This window comes from Leucobacter manosquensis, assembly GCF_018304845.1.
GTDB classification, from domain to species: Bacteria; Actinomycetota; Actinomycetes; order Actinomycetales; family Microbacteriaceae; genus Leucobacter; species Leucobacter alluvii.
In genome coordinates, this window is the sequence record NZ_JAFEVO010000001.1 from 3,012,088 (window position 1) to 3,028,360 (window position 16,273).

General features: G+C 65.7%; 13 protein-coding genes and 3 tRNA genes. 13 read left to right on the forward strand and 3 right to left on the reverse strand.

Features of this window, described 5'->3' with window-relative positions; genetic code table 11:
• The first annotated feature begins 36 nt into the window (after positions 1–36).
• From JSQ98_RS14035 to JSQ98_RS14045, 3 genes are all read left to right on the forward strand, one after another.
• Complete coding sequence (locus JSQ98_RS14035) at positions 37–1,581, forward strand: leucyl aminopeptidase family protein (RefSeq protein WP_200329880.1); 1,545 nt, start codon at positions 37–39, stop codon at positions 1,579–1,581.
• Between the two features lie 5 nt (positions 1,582–1,586).
• On the forward strand, positions 1,587–2,936 hold the full coding sequence (locus JSQ98_RS14040) for a M18 family aminopeptidase (protein WP_336661314.1): 1,350 nt from the start codon (positions 1,587–1,589) through the stop codon (positions 2,934–2,936).
• 141 nt (positions 2,937–3,077) lie between these two features.
• A complete protein-coding gene (locus tag JSQ98_RS14045; RefSeq protein WP_090147002.1) occupies positions 3,078–3,365 on the forward strand; it encodes a hypothetical protein in 288 nt (95 codons plus the stop codon).
• Positions 3,366–3,388: 23 nt separating this feature from the next.
• Here JSQ98_RS14045 and JSQ98_RS15310 read toward each other — a convergent pair whose 3' ends face one another.
• Complete coding sequence (locus JSQ98_RS15310) at positions 3,389–4,348, reverse strand: Lrp/AsnC family transcriptional regulator (RefSeq protein ID WP_211650226.1); 960 nt, start codon at positions 4,346–4,348, stop codon at positions 3,389–3,391.
• 257 nt (positions 4,349–4,605) lie between these two features.
• Between JSQ98_RS15310 and JSQ98_RS14055 the strand changes: the two genes are divergently transcribed.
• The 9 genes from JSQ98_RS14055 (at position 4,606) to JSQ98_RS14095 (ending at position 13,595) form a co-directional block, all read left to right on the forward strand.
• Positions 4,606–5,967 (forward strand): MFS transporter, encoded by a 1,362-nt coding sequence (locus JSQ98_RS14055; RefSeq protein ID WP_200329878.1) that lies wholly within the window; start codon positions 4,606–4,608, stop codon positions 5,965–5,967.
• Positions 5,968–5,994: 27 nt separating this feature from the next.
• Positions 5,995–7,671 carry an amidohydrolase gene (locus tag JSQ98_RS14060; RefSeq protein WP_211650228.1) on the forward strand — a complete coding sequence of 559 codons (1,677 nt, stop codon included), beginning with the start codon at positions 5,995–5,997 and terminating at the stop codon, positions 7,669–7,671.
• Positions 7,671–9,341: a thiamine pyrophosphate-dependent enzyme gene (locus tag JSQ98_RS14065; RefSeq protein ID WP_211650230.1), complete on the forward strand. Its 1,671-nt coding sequence runs from the start codon at positions 7,671–7,673 to the stop codon at positions 9,339–9,341. Before JSQ98_RS14060 ends, JSQ98_RS14065 begins: the two co-directional genes overlap by 1 nt.
• A complete protein-coding gene (locus JSQ98_RS14070; protein WP_211650232.1) occupies positions 9,338–10,384 on the forward strand; it encodes a C-terminal binding protein in 1,047 nt (348 codons plus the stop codon). The genes JSQ98_RS14065 and JSQ98_RS14070 overlap by 4 nt, the downstream gene beginning before the upstream one ends.
• Positions 10,381–11,958: a zinc-binding metallopeptidase family protein gene (locus JSQ98_RS14075; RefSeq protein WP_211650234.1), complete on the forward strand. Its 1,578-nt coding sequence runs from the start codon at positions 10,381–10,383 to the stop codon at positions 11,956–11,958. Before JSQ98_RS14070 ends, JSQ98_RS14075 begins: the two co-directional genes overlap by 4 nt.
• Before the next feature lie 183 nt (positions 11,959–12,141).
• Positions 12,142–12,214, forward strand: a tRNA-Glu gene (locus JSQ98_RS14080).
• A gap of 36 nt (positions 12,215–12,250) precedes the next feature.
• Positions 12,251–12,324, forward strand: a tRNA-Asp gene (locus JSQ98_RS14085).
• Positions 12,325–12,389: 65 nt separating this feature from the next.
• A tRNA-Phe gene (locus tag JSQ98_RS14090) sits at positions 12,390–12,462 on the forward strand.
• 317 nt (positions 12,463–12,779) lie between these two features.
• Positions 12,780–13,595, forward strand: coding sequence for a hypothetical protein (locus JSQ98_RS14095; protein WP_211650236.1), 816 nt, complete (start codon positions 12,780–12,782; stop codon positions 13,593–13,595).
• A 79-nt stretch (positions 13,596–13,674) separates the two neighbouring features.
• On the opposite strand, the gene JSQ98_RS14100 is transcribed toward JSQ98_RS14095, so the two are convergent.
• Positions 13,675–13,914 carry a hypothetical protein gene (locus JSQ98_RS14100; protein ID WP_211650237.1) on the reverse strand — a complete coding sequence of 80 codons (240 nt, stop codon included), beginning with the start codon at positions 13,912–13,914 and terminating at the stop codon, positions 13,675–13,677.
• A gap of 144 nt (positions 13,915–14,058) precedes the next feature.
• On the opposite strand from JSQ98_RS14100, the gene JSQ98_RS14105 reads away from it, so the two are divergent.
• A protein-coding gene (locus JSQ98_RS14105; RefSeq protein WP_211650238.1) for an IS3 family transposase occupies positions 14,059–15,227 on the forward strand; the annotation gives its coding sequence in 2 pieces (ribosomal slippage) (positions 14,059–14,343 and positions 14,346–15,227; 1,167 coding nt in all).
• An 87-nt stretch (positions 15,228–15,314) separates the two neighbouring features.
• Here the strand turns inward: JSQ98_RS14105 and JSQ98_RS14110 are convergent.
• Complete coding sequence (locus JSQ98_RS14110) at positions 15,315–16,190, reverse strand: hypothetical protein (protein WP_211650239.1); 876 nt, start codon at positions 16,188–16,190, stop codon at positions 15,315–15,317.
• Positions 16,191–16,273: the final 83 nt, after the last annotated feature.

The window sequence follows — 16,273 nt, forward strand, 5'->3', positions numbered from 1 at the left end:
GCAGCGATGTCTGCGGTCAGGGCTAGTCTGGACGCCATGAGCGTTGTGATTGACCCTGCATTCGATCCCGTCCCCTCCCTCGCCGCCCAGGCCTCGGTACGCGTCGTGACAGGGGGTGAAGGAGACGCGGCTGCTGCCGTCGCCCGCTTCGTATCGAGCGAGGGCGATCTGCCCGAGGGCCTCGGGTCGGTCGACCGCGAAGCGCTCGCCGCAGCAGGCTTCACCGCCGCGAAGAACCAGACCCTCGTGCTCCCGGGAGCGCATCTGCAGGTGCTCGTGGGAACCGGCGACGGCATCGCTTCGACCGCGCAGCTGCGCGATGCCGTTGCCGCATTCACGCGTGCGGCTCGAGAGGTCGCCGACCTCGCAGTCGACCTGCGCGATGTCGTATCCCAGGGCGACGGGCTCTCAGTCGCAGACGCGGCACTCGCCGCCACCGAGGGCGCGATGCTGGCCCGCTACCGCTACGACGCGCTCAAGGGCGAACCGAACACGGTCGCGCTCGCCTCGCTCGAAATCGCAGTCTCCGACTCCGATGCCGAAGCGGCGCGCGACGGCGTGAACCGCGGGCTGATCCTCGCACGGTCGGCGAGCGTCGCCAGGGATCTCGCGAACACCCCGCCGCGTCACCTCAGCGCGGAGAAGTTCGCCGAGGTCATCGAGCGGCTCGCGCCCGAGTTCGGGCTCGAAACCGAGATCTTCGACCGTGCGCAGCTCATCGAGCTCGGCGCGGGTGGGCTGCTCGGCGTCAACGCCGGCAGCGTGGAAGAGCCCCGCATGATCAAGATCTCCTATCGGCCGGCCGATCCGGAGGGCCACCTCGCGCTCATCGGCAAGGGCATCATGTACGACTCGGGCGGCATCAGCCTGAAGCCCTCGAACGCGATGCACGCCGCCATGAAGTTCGACATGATGGGCGCCGGATCGGTGTTCTCGTCGATGATCGCGTTGCGCGACCTCGGCGCGAAGACGGCGGTCACGGGCTGGCTCATGTGCACCGACAACATGCCGTCGGGCAGTGCGACGAAGCTCGGCGACGTGCTCACGATCCGTGGGGGCAAGACGGTGGAGGTCAAGAACACCGACGCCGAGGGTCGACTGGTGATGGCCGACGGCCTCGTGCTCGCGACCGAGGATCGCACGATCGACGAGCGCCGCCCCGACGCGATCGTCGACATCGCCACGCTGACCGGGGCCGCCATGGCCGCGCTCGGCACGCGCACCGCCGCCATGCTGGCGAACGACGACGCCGTGGCGGCGCAGCTCCAGGCCGCCGCCGACGCGACCGACGAGAACATCTGGCGCTTCCCGCTGGACCACCGGTACCGCGAGCAGCTCAAATCGAATGTGGCCGATCTCTCGAACATCGGCGGGCAGTACGCCGGCGTCATTCTCGCCGGGCTGTTCTTGAACGAGTTCGTCGACGGCACTCCCTGGGGCCACCTCGACATTGCAGGAACGATGCAGTCGGAGAGCGACGACCTGTGGCGCTCCGTCGGGTCAACGGGTTTCGGAGCACGACTGCTTGCCGAGTACGCCACGAACTTCACCCCTTCGGCAGCCGCCGGCGAAGGAGCCTGACACCCGTGTCCCGTTCACTGCTGCAGAATCGCGACGCCTACATCGGAGCGTTCGGCGACTTCGTATCGGCGTCGCCCAGTTCGTACCATGCGGCCGGGGCGCTCGGCGAGACCCTCTCGAAGGCGGGATTCGCAGAGCACGATGAGACGGCCGCGTGGGCACCGCTCGAGGCCTCGGGTCGAGGATTCGTGCGCCGCGACGGCGCCGTGATCGCGTGGCGGGCCGGAGCCGACGTCGACGCGACCAGCCCCGTGCGGGTGCTCGGCGCCCACACCGACTCGCCGGGGTTCGTGGTGAAGCCGCGGCCCGACTTCGAGTCGGACGGGTGGGCGCAGGTCGGCGTCGAGATCTACGGCGGCCCGCTGCTCACCTCGTGGCTGGATCGCGATCTCGGGTTCGCGGGTCGCGTCGTCACGCGCGACGGGGCCGAGCACCTGGTCCGCACGGGTGCCGTCGCGCGCATCCCGCAGCTCGCGATCCACCTCGACCGCGACGCCAACAAGAATCTGACCCTCGATCGGCAGCGGCATACGCAGCCCATCATCGGCTTGGCCGGTGAAGAGGTGTCGATACTCGCACTGCTCGTGCGCGAGCTCGGCGGCGGGCGCACGGGATCGGGCCGCGGTCGCGCTGCAGCCCGATCCGCCGCGCGTGCCGCGCTGACGCCCGACGACCTCGCGGGCGTCGACGTGCGCCTGTACGACACGCACGGGCCTCAGCGCATCGGTGCGAATGCCGAACTGTTCGCATCGCCCCGCCTCGACAACCTGAGCTCCACGTACGCCGGCCTCGCGGCGCTCATCGAGACCGAGCCGCATCCCGGCACCATCTCGATGGTTGCGGCGTTCGACCATGAGGAGCTCGGATCGAACACGCGCTCGGGTGCCGCTGGTCCCTTCCTCGCAGACGTGCTCCAGCGACTTCGCGGCGGGCTGCACGCGACCGGAGAAGACGCGGCTCGCGCGCTCGCGGCCTCCTGGTGCCTGTCGGCCGACGCCGGCCACTCGGTGCACCCGAACTACTCCGAGAAGCACGACCCCAGGGTGAGACCGCTCGCGGGTCGCGGGCCCATGCTCAAGATCAATGCGAACCAGCGGTACGCGAGCGACGCTCACGGCGCCGCGCTGTGGAGCCGGCTCGGAACAGCAGCTGAAGTGGAGACCCAGGAGTTCGTCTCGAACAACACGGTGCCCTGCGGTTCGACCATCGGCCCGATCACCGCCACCCGCCTCGGCATCCGCACCGTCGACGTCGGCGTGCCCCTGCTCTCGATGCACTCGGCACGTGAGCTCGCGCACGTCGACGACCTGCACGGGCTCGCGAAGATCACGGGCGCGTTCTTCGCGCACGCGTAGCCGAGCAGATGCAGCGCCGGGATCGGCCGCCCAGCGGCTCTGCGGGCGGCTGATCCCCCCGACGCACGAATCGGTCAACACATCCGCGCCTCATCGGCCGTTTCGGTGCCCGAGACACGCCTGATTCGCTAGGATCGTGCTATGAGTGAGATGGAGCAGGCGGATACCGGCAGCGTCGCCCTGTCGAAGAATAAGCTGATGCCCGTTGTGCAGCGCATCGGGTCTCGCAATATCGAAATCACCTACCTCGGCAAGAACTCCGAGGGGCTTCCCACCTGGATCATGTGGAACGCAGCCGAACCGCACCTGATCGGACTGCTCCGTCAGGGCCGGATGGGCTACCACTTCGAGCAGCGCACGAGCTCCGGAGTCATGCTGCACGAGAACATCTCGCTCAGCCGCGTGCAGCGCGCGCTCGGCGGCTACTGAGCCACGTCAGCCCGATTCCGCGCTCACTCCCTGACGAGCACTCGGCCGAGCGTTCGCGCGTAGTCCTCTTTGACGATGTCGTAGTGCGTCCACGAGTCGAGCGCACTGACGCCCGGAAGTCCACGCATCGCGTCCATGGCGGGAAGCAGTTGCGAGGAAGACGCTGACACGAGCGTCGCGATGAAGTCGTAGCTTCCGTGGCAGCGCACCGCGAAGTCGATGTACGGCGATTCCATGACGAACTCCCTGATGGGGTCGGGAGGGCCGTCGATGGTGATGCCGACGCCGATTGCGAGACGGTTGCGCGAGAAGCTCCCGGACTTGATCGCCGCGATGCGGATGACGCCGGCGTCGATGAGCCGCTGCACGCGTGCCCGCGTCGACGAGGGGGAGAGGTGCACGGTGTCGGCGAGCGCTCGGTAGCTGGTGCGCCCGTCCTGCTGCAGCACGGCGATCAGCTCGTAGTCGATCCGATCGAGCACGATGTCGGTCTGCCCGTGCGAGACGAAGAATCCCTTGAGCACTTCGACGTACGTGGAGACCAGCACGCGCCGCACCGTGGGCAGGCGCCGGACATGATCGAGCATGTCGAGCAGCTCGTGGCCGTCGCCGTGCCGGGACTCGAAAACGAGCGGCAGCGGGCCGCTCGTCATGGAGACGAAGACCGCGTCAGGGAGCTGGATGACTTCTTCCGCGATCGGGGCGATCGGGCCGTCGACCTCGACCTTGGCGTGCACGAGCACGTGGTGCCCCACGAACCCGGGGTCGAGTGCCGCGACGACGCGCAGGCCCCCGCCGTGCGTGAGCAAGTGCATGCGCTGGGCGACGAAGTCGCGGCTCGCGCCGAGCTGGATCGCAAGATCGTGAATGCTGGCGCGCCCGTCGGCCTGGAGGGCGCGGATGAGGGCGGCGTCGAACTCGTCGAGATCGGCCGCGCCTTGCGGCGTGCGCGGCGCGTTCGTGCGACGGGTGATGGGCTGCACCGCAACGTCTCCTCTGGGTGTGAGCGGGCGTCGCTTCAGGGCTTCTCGAAATACGCGGATCTGAGTCGAGCGGCCCGCAAGAACGCGGCAAAATTTGGTCTTCTGCAAGCGTAATCGGAATATCGAGGTTTCGCGGCTGCAAATCGGCGGTGAAACACCCGGCATCGACGAACGCTTTCCGTGCACGAGCGCGTCGGCTGGCCTACAGTCGTTCCAGTTGCGCGCATCGCGCTGTCCTCAAGCAAGGGAGCTTCCGTATGTCTACCGCCACCGCCCCGGTGAACACTCACCGTCGAGCGCTCAAATCAGGATTCGCCGCAGCCGTCGGCACCACGATCGAATGGTACGACTTCTACGTCTACGCCACGGCTGCCGCGATCGTCTTCCCCGTCGTGTTCTTCCCGGAGCTCGATCGGGGTCTCGGCACGCTCGCCTCGTTCGGCACGTACGCGGTCGCGTACTTCGCCCGCCCGCTCGGCGGCATCATCTTCGGCCACATCGGCGACAAGCTCGGCCGCAAACCGGCGCTGACGATCACGCTGCTGCTCATGGGCATCGCGACGACGCTCGTCGGCGCACTGCCGACATACGACACGATCGGCATCTGGGGGCCGATCCTGCTCATCGTGCTCCGCATCGCGCAGGGCCTCGCGGTCGGCGGCGAATGGGGCGGTGCGAGCCTCATGGCGGTCGAGAGCGCACCCCCGAAGTTCAAGACCTTCTACGGCGGCTTCACGCAGATCGGCAACCCGCTCGGCGCGCTCATGTCGACCGGCGCATTCTGGATCCTCGCCCTCATGGGCGACGACGTGCTCCTCACCTGGGGCTGGCGCATCCCGTTCCTGTTCAGCATCGTGCTCATCGGCGTCGGCTTCTGGGTGCGCTACCGCGTCGAGGAGACGCCGGTCTTCGAAGCGAAGATCGAGGGACACGAGCAGTCGACGCCGATTCTCTTCGCACTCAAGAACAACTGGTGGCCCATGCTGCTCGGCTTCGGCATCATCGCGATGGCTTCGGGCGGATACGTGCTGGCGACCACATTCGTGCAGAGCTACGCCACGAGCCCCGAGATCGGCCTGGACGCCGACATCATCCTCGGAGCGATGACCGTTGCCGCGTTCGTCGAGACGCTCGTCACGCTGCCGCTCGCCCTGCTCGGTGACAAGATCGGTGCGAAGACGATCATGATCCTCGGCTCCGGACTGTCGCTCGTCACGGTGATTCCGCTCGTGCTCTTCATCGACGCGCACAACGTCGCGATGATCTACCTCTTCGTCTCGGTGCTGCGACTCACGCTCAGCGGCGCCTGGGCTCCGCTCTCGACACTGATGGCTCAGATGTTCCGGCCGCAGGCCCGCTACACGTCGATGTCGCTCTCCTACGGCATCGGCGCCGCAGTCTGGGGCGGTCTGTCGCCCGCGATCGCCACCGGCCTGCTCGTAGCGACTGGCAACTTCTGGTCGGTCATCGCGTTCTTCGGACTGCTCGCACTGCTCGCGATTCTCGGCACGGTGTTCGCGCCGCAGCACTCCGACACGGCTCCGGCGACGGGCTCGCTCAAGGCGCGCCTCGATACCACCGCCGTTTCCACTTCCGGCCGCTCAGCAGCCCGGAAATAACCACCACCTCACTCAAGGAGCAGCACCGTGCGACAGCTCGCCACCTACGACGCCCGCGACTCGATCCCCACGATCGTGACCGCGAAGCGCATCCTCACCGTCGACGCCGAAACCCCGGAGGCCGAGGCGTTCCTCAGCGCCGGCGGGCGAATTCTCGCCGTGGGGAGCGCAGCCGACGTCGAGGCGGCGGCTGTCGCCGCAGGGCTGACGCCCGAGCGGGCGGACTATCCGGAGGCCACGATCGTTCCCGGATTCATCGACCCGCACGCGCACCCGCTCATGTACGGCCAGATGCTCACCTGGATCGACATCTCGCCGGCTCAGGCCGGATCGATCCCTGAGATCGTCGCCCGCATGCGCGAGGGCGCCGAGAAGCTGCCTGCCGGAACGCCCATCCGCGGCTACGGGTACGAGCAGCGCAATCTCGTGGAGCGCCGCCACCCGACCCGTCAGGAGCTCGACGAGATCGCGACGGATCGCGAGGTGTACATCATGAATGCCTCCGGTCACGGCGGTGTCGTGAACACGTTCACCTTCGAGAAGTTCGGCATCACCCGCGATACGCCGAACCCCGAGGGCGGCGAGTTCTTCCGAGATGCCGATGGCGAGCTCACGGGCGAGCTGTCGGATGCCGCGTGCAACGTGCTGACCGGGCTGCACGGCGTGAAGATCGGGCATCACGGGCCGAACTTCCACCTGGGCGACGAGCCAGCGGAGCACCAGCGCCAGCTCGACCTGGTGCAGCGCGAGTTCTTGCGCGGGGGAGTGACGGCGATCGGCGATGCGCAGGTGTCGAAGCGCGAGTTCGCGGCGTACCTCGAAGCCGCGGATCGCGGTGCGCTCGACATGCGCGTCTCGATGTACTTCCTCTCGCACCTGCTCGATCAGGTGCTCGACCTCGGGCTCACCGGCCCGTTCGGCAACCCGTTCCTCTCGGCGACGGGCATCAAGCTCTACGCCGACGGAACGCTGGGCGGGTGGACGGCGTACTTCCCGGAAGGATACGTCGGCGATCCCTGCCGCACCGGTCAGCTCTACCACGAGCCGCGCGAGTACACGGAGCTCGTGAGCAAGGCGCACGCCGCCGGTCTGCAGACTGCGACGCACGCCCAGTCGCCCACCGCGATCAAGCTCGTCGTCGACGCGATCGAGCAGGCGCTCGGCGAGCGCCCCGACGCCGACGCGAGGCACCGCATCGAGCACTGCGGCCTGCCGACGCCGGAGGAGATCACCCGCATGGCCGAGCTCGGCATCCGCCCCGTCAACCAGACCCAGCACTACTACAACTGGGGCGAGGGCGTGGAACAGGCCATCGGCACGCCCGGTGAGCGCTTCAACCCGCTCGGCGAGTTCGTCGCCGCCGGTGTGCCCGTCACCATCTCTTCGGATGCGCCCGTCGCCGAGCCGCGTCCGCTCGAGGCGATCCAAGCCGCGGTGACGCGCATCACGCGTCGTGGCGCGCAGCTCGGACCGGATTCCCTGCGGATCAGCCCGGAGGCCGCCCTCCGCGGCCACACCCTCGAGGGAGCGATCACGCTCGGCCGCGAGAGCGAGCTCGGCTCGATCACCGTCGGCAAGCGCGCTGACTTCGTCGTACTCGGAGCCGATCCGCTCGAGGTCGCGGGGAGCGACATCGCGGCGATCACGGTGCACGAGACCTGGGTCGACGGCAGCCGCCGCTTCACCGCAGACGAGGCGCGCTGATGAGCGGCGTCACCACGACCGAGACCCGCCGCACCACCGGCTGGGTGGTCATCGAAACTCTCCGCGGTTACGGCGTCGACACCGTCTACGGCATTCCCGGCACGCACAACCTCGAGCTCTACCGGCCGCTCAGCGCGCTCGGGATCCGCCCGGTCACGACCCGCCACGAGCAGGGCGCGGGTTACGCGGCTGACGGCTGGTCGTTGCAGACCGGATTGCCGGGTGTCGTCATCACGACGAGCGGCCCCGGGCTGCTCAACGCCCTCTCGGCCGCTGGCACCGCCTACTGCGAGTCGCGTCCGATGATCATCGTGTCGCCAGGGCCCGCGCGCGGCGCCGAGTTCGCCGATGTCGGCACGCTCCACGAGACGAAGGATCAGCTCTCCGCCGCCTCCGCTATCGTCGAGTGGGGCCGCCGCGTGCAGTCCGCGGATGAAGCCGTCGCGGCGGTGCACGACGCGTTCGAGCTCTTCGCCACGAAGCGACCTCGGCCGGTGTACATCGAGATCCCGCTCGACCTGCTCGAAGAGGTCGCCGAAATCCCAGCCGCGGCCCTCGCGCCGCGCACCTTCTCGTCGGTGAACGCTCCCGATGCGGAGCGCGTCGCCGCTGCCGCGCGGCTGCTCGCCGAGGCACGTGAGCCGGTGATCCTCGCGGGCGGCGGCTCCCGAGGGGCTTCCGAAGAGCTGCGCGCCCTCGCCGAGCGGCTGTCCGCGCCGGTCGTCACGACGTTGAACGCCAAGGGAGTGCTCGACGAGCACCATCCGCTCGCGATCGGGTCGAGTCTGCGGCTCGCTGCGGCCCGTTCGCGCGCGCAGCAGGCTGACGTGCTGCTCGTCGTCGGTTCGAAGCTCGGCGAGGCCGAGCTCTGGGTGGACCGCCTCGAAGCGCAGGGCGCCGTGATCCGCATCGACCTGCTGGATTCTCAGATCGAGAAGAATCAGAGCGCCGAGGTCGGCATCGTCGCGGACGCATCGCAGGCGCTCGCCGCGATCCTCACCGCGCTCGAAGCCCATCCAGCCGATGCGGCTGCCGCGATCGCCCGCCGCGAGCGGGCCGAGGCGTCGGTCGCGGAAACGCGGGAGCTCGTACGCGCCGAATCCGCCGACCTCTCGGCTGAGAACACGGGGCTTGCGGAGAGCATCGCCGAGGCGCTGCCCGAGCGGGCGATCGTGGCCACCGACTCGTCGCAGATCGCCTACTGGGGGCTGCTGAACACGCTGCGCGTCTCCGAGCCGAACTCGACGCCGTACATGGCGACCTACGCGACGCTCGGGTACGGCCTGCCGGCGGCGCTCGGCGCGCGCATCGCTGCGCCGGAACGGCCGGCATTCGTGGTGACCGGTGATGGTGCGCTCATGTTCTCCATGCAGGAGTTCATCACCGTGATCGAGCAGCGCCTCGATGTCACGGTCATCGTCGTCGACAACGGCGGGTACGCGGAGATCAAGCAGAACGAAGCGGACGCTGGCATCGCCCCGGTCGGCGTCGATCTCGTGCAGCCCGACTGGGTGGCAGTGGCTGCGGCCTTCGGCGGCGCCGGGCACCGTGCGACGAACGGCGCGGAGCTCGCGACGGCCGTCGACGCTGCGGTCGCGGGCGGCGGTCTGCAACTGATCCACATCGATCAGGCGACCTTCGCACTCGACGCGGAAGAGGTGCAGCGATGACGACGAACACACGGAGCGCGCGCCCCGTCGCCGTCTACACCGACGCCGACGACTCCGACATCACGCCGGGGGTGAAGCTGCTCGAAGCCGCGGGCTACACCGTCCGAGTGCTCGGCACCCGCGATGCCGCGGAGATCATCGCGGGGGCGCGCGACGCCGAGGTGCTCCTGCCCGGGTACGCGAGCGTCACGCGCGAGATCATCGAGGCGCTGCCGAACCTGCGGGTGATCGCACTCATGTCGATGGGCTTCGACTACGTCGACATCGACGCCGCGACGGAGCGAGGCGTGTGGGTGACGAACGTTCCCGGCGCCGCGACCGAGGAGGTGGCGACGCACGCACTGGCGATCCTGCTCCACGCCGTTCGCCAACTGCCCTTCTACCTCGACTCCGCCACTCCGCGCGACTGGAACTCTCGCGCCGCGGTCGCGCCGGCACGTCTCAGTGAGACGACGCTGGGGCTCGTGGGGCTCGGAAAGATCGGTCGCGAACTCGCGAGGCTCGCGGGCCCGCTGTTCGGGCGCGTGCTGGGGTACGACCCGTTGCTCCCGGACACCACCGAGGTGCGTGCCGATCTGGAGCGTCTCGGGGTCACGCGCACCGACCTCGACGAGGTGCGGCGATCCTCGCACGTGCTCTCGCTGCACCTGCCGCTCACACCTGAGACGGAGCGCATGGTCGACGCCGAGTTCATCGGCCAGATGCCGCGGGGCGCTGTACTGGTGAACGTGTCGCGAGGCGCGCTCATCGACGAACCCGCGCTCGCCGTAGCCCTCGACGCCGGGCAGCTCTCGGCAGCGGCGCTCGACGTGCTCTCGGAAGAGCCGCCGAGCGATGGGCACCCGCTCGTCGGACGCCGCGACGTCGTGCTCACGCCGCACATCGCGTACTTCTCGGCGCGCACCGAGATCGAGTATGTCCGCATCCAAGCGCAGAACGGGGCGTCGTTCGCCGAGAACGGGGTACCCGACTCACCCGTCAACCGGCCGGCTGAGCACGCAGTGCGCGCGCTCGCCGCAGCAGAAAGGACACCGCGATCGTGACCGAACTCACCGCAGCGGCCAAGCGCACCGCCCAGGCTTGGATCGATGAGCACCTGCAGCAGCTCACCGAGTGGCACACCCATATCTGGGAGCTCGCGGAGCCCGCATGGCGCGAGTACCGCTCGCAGCAGTGGTACGTCGAACGGCTCCGCGCCGAGGGCTTCACCGTGGAAGACGGCTCGGCAGGCATGCCCACCGCATTCAGCGCCCGCTGGTCGAACGGAGACGGCCCGACGCTCCTCACCTACGCCGAGTACGACGCCGTGCCGGGCAACAGTCAGGCCGCTGCGACGACGGAGGCGCCGCGAGACGGCCTCTCGCGGTTCGCGCCAGGGCACACCGACCCGCACTCCGTGCTCGGCATTTCGACACTCGCAGGAGTGCTCGCGACGCAGCACGCGATGCGTCAGCACGATATCGCCGGCACCCTGCACTACACGGGTGAGCCCGCGGAGAAGATGCACGGGTCGAAGGTCGTGCACGGATTGCGCGGGTACTACGACGACGCCGACGCGATCGTCTCCTTCCACCCCTTCTACATGCTGCCGCTGTGCAACACGGCTCGCTGGGACACCCAGTGCGGCGCGTACTACAGCAAGGTGTACAGCTTCATCTGCGACCACCCCGAGCAGTGGCAGCTGTCGAGCGCCGATCCGAACTCGCCCATCCCGGCGTCGCACTCGGCCGCACGCGCCCCCGGCGCGAACCTGTCGCTCATGCAGATGTACTCTGCATCGCGGAGCATGCTCGACGCGATGCTGCCCGCGACGGGTGGATGGAGCTTCTCCGATGCGATCCTGACCGATGGCCAGGCCACCGCCGACAACCTGCCCCAGCGGGTCGCTCGCGTGCAGTTCTCGTGGCGCACGCCCGACATCGAGATGGCCGAGCACATTCTGCAGGTGCTCGACCGCAACGCTGCGGCAGCGGCCTCGATGGGGCACTGCGAACTCGAAGAGCGCTGGATCGCCCGCAGCCGACCCGGCCGCACGAATCACGCGATGGCAACGTTGCTCTTCGACAACCTGTCCGAGGTGGGGGCGCCGAGCTACGGACCGGAAGCGGTCGCTGTGGCGCAGGAGGTGCAGCGTTCGCTCGGGCTGGAGCCGAGCGAACGGCCCTTCCTCGCCGAGACCGAGCAGCTCATCGCGCCCCAGGAAGCGGAACGCGGGCTGCGCGAGCACATGCCAGCTTGGCAGCGCAACTGGACGAGCGACGACTACGTCGAGATGAGTCACTACGCGCCGCTCGTGCGCTTCTACGTGTCGCGCCCCGCGCTGCAACCCGTTCCGGGCGCCGGACCGTACCCTTCGTGGGTGATGAACGCACTCGGGGGGATCCCGGAGACGATCGCCCCCACGATCGTGACCGCCGGGAAGACCGTCGCCGGCACCTTCCTCGACTTGCTCACGAAGCCGGAGGTGCTCGCCGAGGCGCGACGGGAATTCGCTGAGCGCATGGCCGCCGACCCGGTGCCGCCGCTCCTGCCTGCGGACTTCGAGCCGCCGATCGACCTGCCCTGGCCCGACTACCGCACCGATCTGTCGGGATCGCACGAGCACCGGCACTGGTAGGGGCGGTGCGGGCGAGCGGTCAGTGAGGTGCAGTATTCGCGCCTGAAGTGCACCTTACTGACCGCTCACGCGTTCTCGCTCCCGCCGCGACACGCCAGAGATACCGCGATCGCGGGCTCGATTTGCGCCGCAGTGGAGAACCCCCGTAAGATTTGATCTCGGTAGCAAGCGAGAAATCGCTTCGGCCCCATCGTTTAGCGGCCTAGGACACCGCCCTTTCACGGCGGCAGCACGGGTTCGAATCCCGTTGGGGTCACTCTTACCGAAACACAATTGAATAGCAACACATTATGGCCCTGTAGCGCAGTTGGTTAGCGCGCCGCCCTGTCACGGCGGAGGTCGCGGGTTCAAGTCCCGTCAGGGTCGCTGGATGAAGAGCCCTTCCTCGGAAGGGCTTCTTCGTCTCCGGCGGTCGCCTAAGGTGAGTGCCTGGCTCTGTAGCTCAGTTGGTAGAGCGTTCGACTGAAAATCGAGAGGTCACGGGATCGACGCCCGTCGGAGCCACTGAACCCTCGCGTGGCTTCTACACGCGGGGGTTCTTTCGTTCAGGATCTCATGCTTGGTTCTGAGCTCAATTTGGATTAATTGATTGATCCCGAGTGTTGCCTCCTGTGCTGGACAACTTTCCTGGTGTATCTGATTTTCCTGTTCCCGCTCCGAAGCGAGTCTCATTTACGCTGCTCAGGGGATGAGGATTTTCGCCGAGTTCAGGTGGCTCTCCGGTCTATGAGAATCGCTATTCTGGCCTGGTGTACTCGAATCAAGCTCTAGACGACGACACGAGGGTCGCGAAGAGACTCTCGTCTTCGCTTTTGGATCTCGTGAGTGCGGCTGTCAAGACGCTTCCGGCAGGCATGTCTGTTGGCCTGGAAGAACCTTCGAATGTGCTAAACCTGTATCAAGCTGCTGCAGGCGTCGATGCGGAAGAGCATGTTCTAGAAGGTGCGCGTCTCGCTGAGCGATCGTTCTTAAGTAGCTGCGATCATGTGAAGGCGTTCGCGATGCTTATTCGTACCCCGAACCGACCATCCACGGCTCTAATTACGGTGGCACGGGGCGCCATTGAGTCTGCCGCACGTTCCTTGTGGTTGATAGAAGACGTTCCTGTAGGGGTTTATTTGCACAAGGTGCTATCGATGCTCTATGCAGACTTACGGCATGCTGCAGATGAAGAGGATGCGTTGGTTTCGGTCCTCGGTGATCGCAACGTTGATGCTAATGAACGGCGTGCGTATTACGCGAGTGAAATCAAGCGTTTAGGTCTTGAGCCCGTCAAAAAGCCCCTGCTCACAGATTTGGTGCAGCGTTTGATAGCGGAGACTGCTTCGTCCACTGATCGGGGGAGGTTGTATTCAGTGTACTCGTCGATCGCACATGGGCAGCTAGCGGGATTGAACGCATTTGTGGAGAATGCGCTCGACGGATCTACGCCGACTTTACGAGCGCCTCTTCCGGTGATTACGTCGGTTACTAGTCAGCTACTACTTGCCATGAAGGTGGTTTGTGAGAGCTTGGTTACATGGCTCGGTGGCCAGAACGCACCGAGGACGAGGCTGTTTGAGGCTTACGAGAGGGTGGCGTTTAACCTCAAGGATCTACCCGGATCCGCCTTCGCCCCAGGCTCCATCCCGGATTGAATCCAGGACTAGTAGGCAGCTGGGAGTTGCTCCGTCACGAATCCCTCGAGAGACTCCCGTGTGTGAGTGCCATTTCTCGTTATGCGCCTCGTGCTGTCAAAGGATTGAACTCGTTGGGGAATTCGTTCTTGTGCCAGTCTGGTCGGTTCTTGCGGTTGCGAGGGTAACTGAGTTCGTAGCTGTTGTCTCTCCATCGTGAAATTGTTGCGGCGGAGATCCCTGACATTTCCGCGGCGTCGCGGATGTTGAGCCCGCTTCCAAACTCATGGGCGCGTCGTACCTCCTCGGTGAGCATCCTTACATCGGTTTCGATGCTCATCTCTAGATCGTGCAAGAGTCGGACAACTTCGGCAATGAAATCTCGGCGCTGACCAGTTGTGGCGTTGTTTGGGAAACGGGGTCTGATGCAGGTTTAGGTGACATTCAACATGGCTAGTTTCTGCTGGCCTGGAAGGATGAACCCATGCCCCCTCGTTACCCGAAAGAGTTCCGCGATGACGTCATCCGGATCGCGTTGGACCGCGGCCCAGAAGTGACACTCGCGCAGATCGCGAGGGACTTTGGAATCCACGTCGGAACCCTCGACAAATGGCTCCGTGAGGAACGCGTCGAACAGGGCCAGAAACCCGGTGCCACGCGTTCTGAGAATGCTGAGCTGCGTGAACTACGCAAACGGAACAAGCTCCTCGAGCAAGAAGTCGAGGTGCTTCGTCGTGCGGCCGCGTATCTCTCGCAGGCGCATCTGCCGGGAAAAGGCTCTACCCGCTCGTGAAAGAGCTCACCAATGACGGGATCCCCGTCGTGGTGTCGTGCCGGGTATTGAAGCTTTCACGACAGCCCTACTATCGGTGGCTGCGTAGTCAAGTCACCGGGCGAGAGCTCATGCAGGCGTATCGCGCGAACGCGCTCCACAACGCACACCTTGAAGACCCCGAATTCGGGTACCGGTTCCTCGCAGACGAAGCGAAGAGCCTCGGGGAACCGATGTGTGACCGGACTGCGTGGCGGCTCTGCCGCGATCAGCAATGGTGGTCAGCGTTTGGGAAGAAGAAAGCCCGCGGGAAAGGAAGAAAGCCTGGCCCGCCCGTTCATGACGACCTGGTGCAGCGCGAGTTCGTGGCAGCTGTCCCGAACGAGTTATGGCTTTCGGACATCACCGAGCATTGGACTGGTGAAGGCAAGCTCTACCTCTGTGCGGTGAAAGACGTGTGGTCAAACCGGATCGTGGGCTACTCCATCGACTCGCGGATGACGTCCGCACTTGCGGTGACCGTGTTAAACAACGCCGTGCTGCGCCGCGGTGACGTCGCAGGGTGCGTGCTGCACACGGACCGTGGATCGCAATTTCAAAGCCGGAAACTACAGCGAGCGCTCCTTAGTCACGGCATGGCCGGTTCGATGGGTCGCGTGGGCGCTGCGGGCGACAACGCGGCGATGGAATCGTTCTTCAGCTTGCTCCAGAAGAACGTCCTGAACCGCAAGACCTGGGCCACACGTGACGAGCTACGGTCAGCGATCGTGACGTGGATCGAGCGCACTTACCATCGACGCCGCAGGCAAGCCCGATTGGGGCGTTTGACGCCGATCGAATACGAGACCATCATGAACAGGCAGGTCGCACTCGCTGCCTGACCAAACTGTCACCTAAACGTGCATCAGACCCTCAGACCCAACGGCCGCGATTTACCGGACGCTCTGGAAATCACTTTGCGTGAACGCTTAGTTCAGGAAGGCGATGTCGGAGGGTGCTTTGAGGTTTCCGTATACACCAATGGCAACATCGGTTTCTTTCACGCCGGAAAGCACGAATGCCACATCCGTGCCTGCGATAGCGTTCTCAATGACTTGCTCAAACTCGGAGGTATTGGGAACGTAAACTCGAACTTTGGGGACCGAAGCGCCGTACGTGGCTCCTACTCTAAGCACTCTCTTAGTGTGGTCATACTTCGGCTCCTTTGGCCCCTCCTGTACTGTCCCCCAGATGATCCAAGGCCGATGCTCGTCATACTTGAAGAGACCAGTCACCTCATCGCGGAGACGAACGTATTCAGAATGCTCGGCACCATAGGCGATCTCCTGCCAGCGATATCGTTGCCCATGGTGGGAATGCCAAAGCCGCTTCATTGCTTCCTCACCACCCATTCGTTCTATCAGGCGAAGGAGGCTGGCCATCGACCCGGCTCTGCCTGCATAGTCTGGCCCAACATTACGTTGGGTTCGAGGCGACAGAGAGGCCTCTGGGACCTTGGTATTGGGGTGTGACCCGACTGAGAGAAGTACTGTCTCGTTGCGCGGCGCGTTTCCTGGCCGGGGAGTATAGGCGGACATCTTTTCCAGATCGCCGACGTGGAGGTCGCAGCTTTTCGTGTGCAGTGTTCCTGGTGTCTTGCGTTTAAAGAAAGGACCACGTTCGATAGTTGAGGCGCCTTGTCCGGCAACAAGCGTGGCTCGAACTGGCGTAAGCGCAAGTCTGCACTTATTGCTCGGACACTCCCACGGGCCGGGCTTGGTGGCTTCCCCCACCTGCGAAGCGCTTATGATCTCTCCGCTTGGGACGTGGAGTGCGTGTGAGGTGCTGGTGGTCGTGTCGCCCATGCCGACATCGTGCCAAGACACTGCATGAGAATCAACATCTTGTTGGAGATGGGGTTCAATTGGGGAAGCCTTTGCTCACCCAT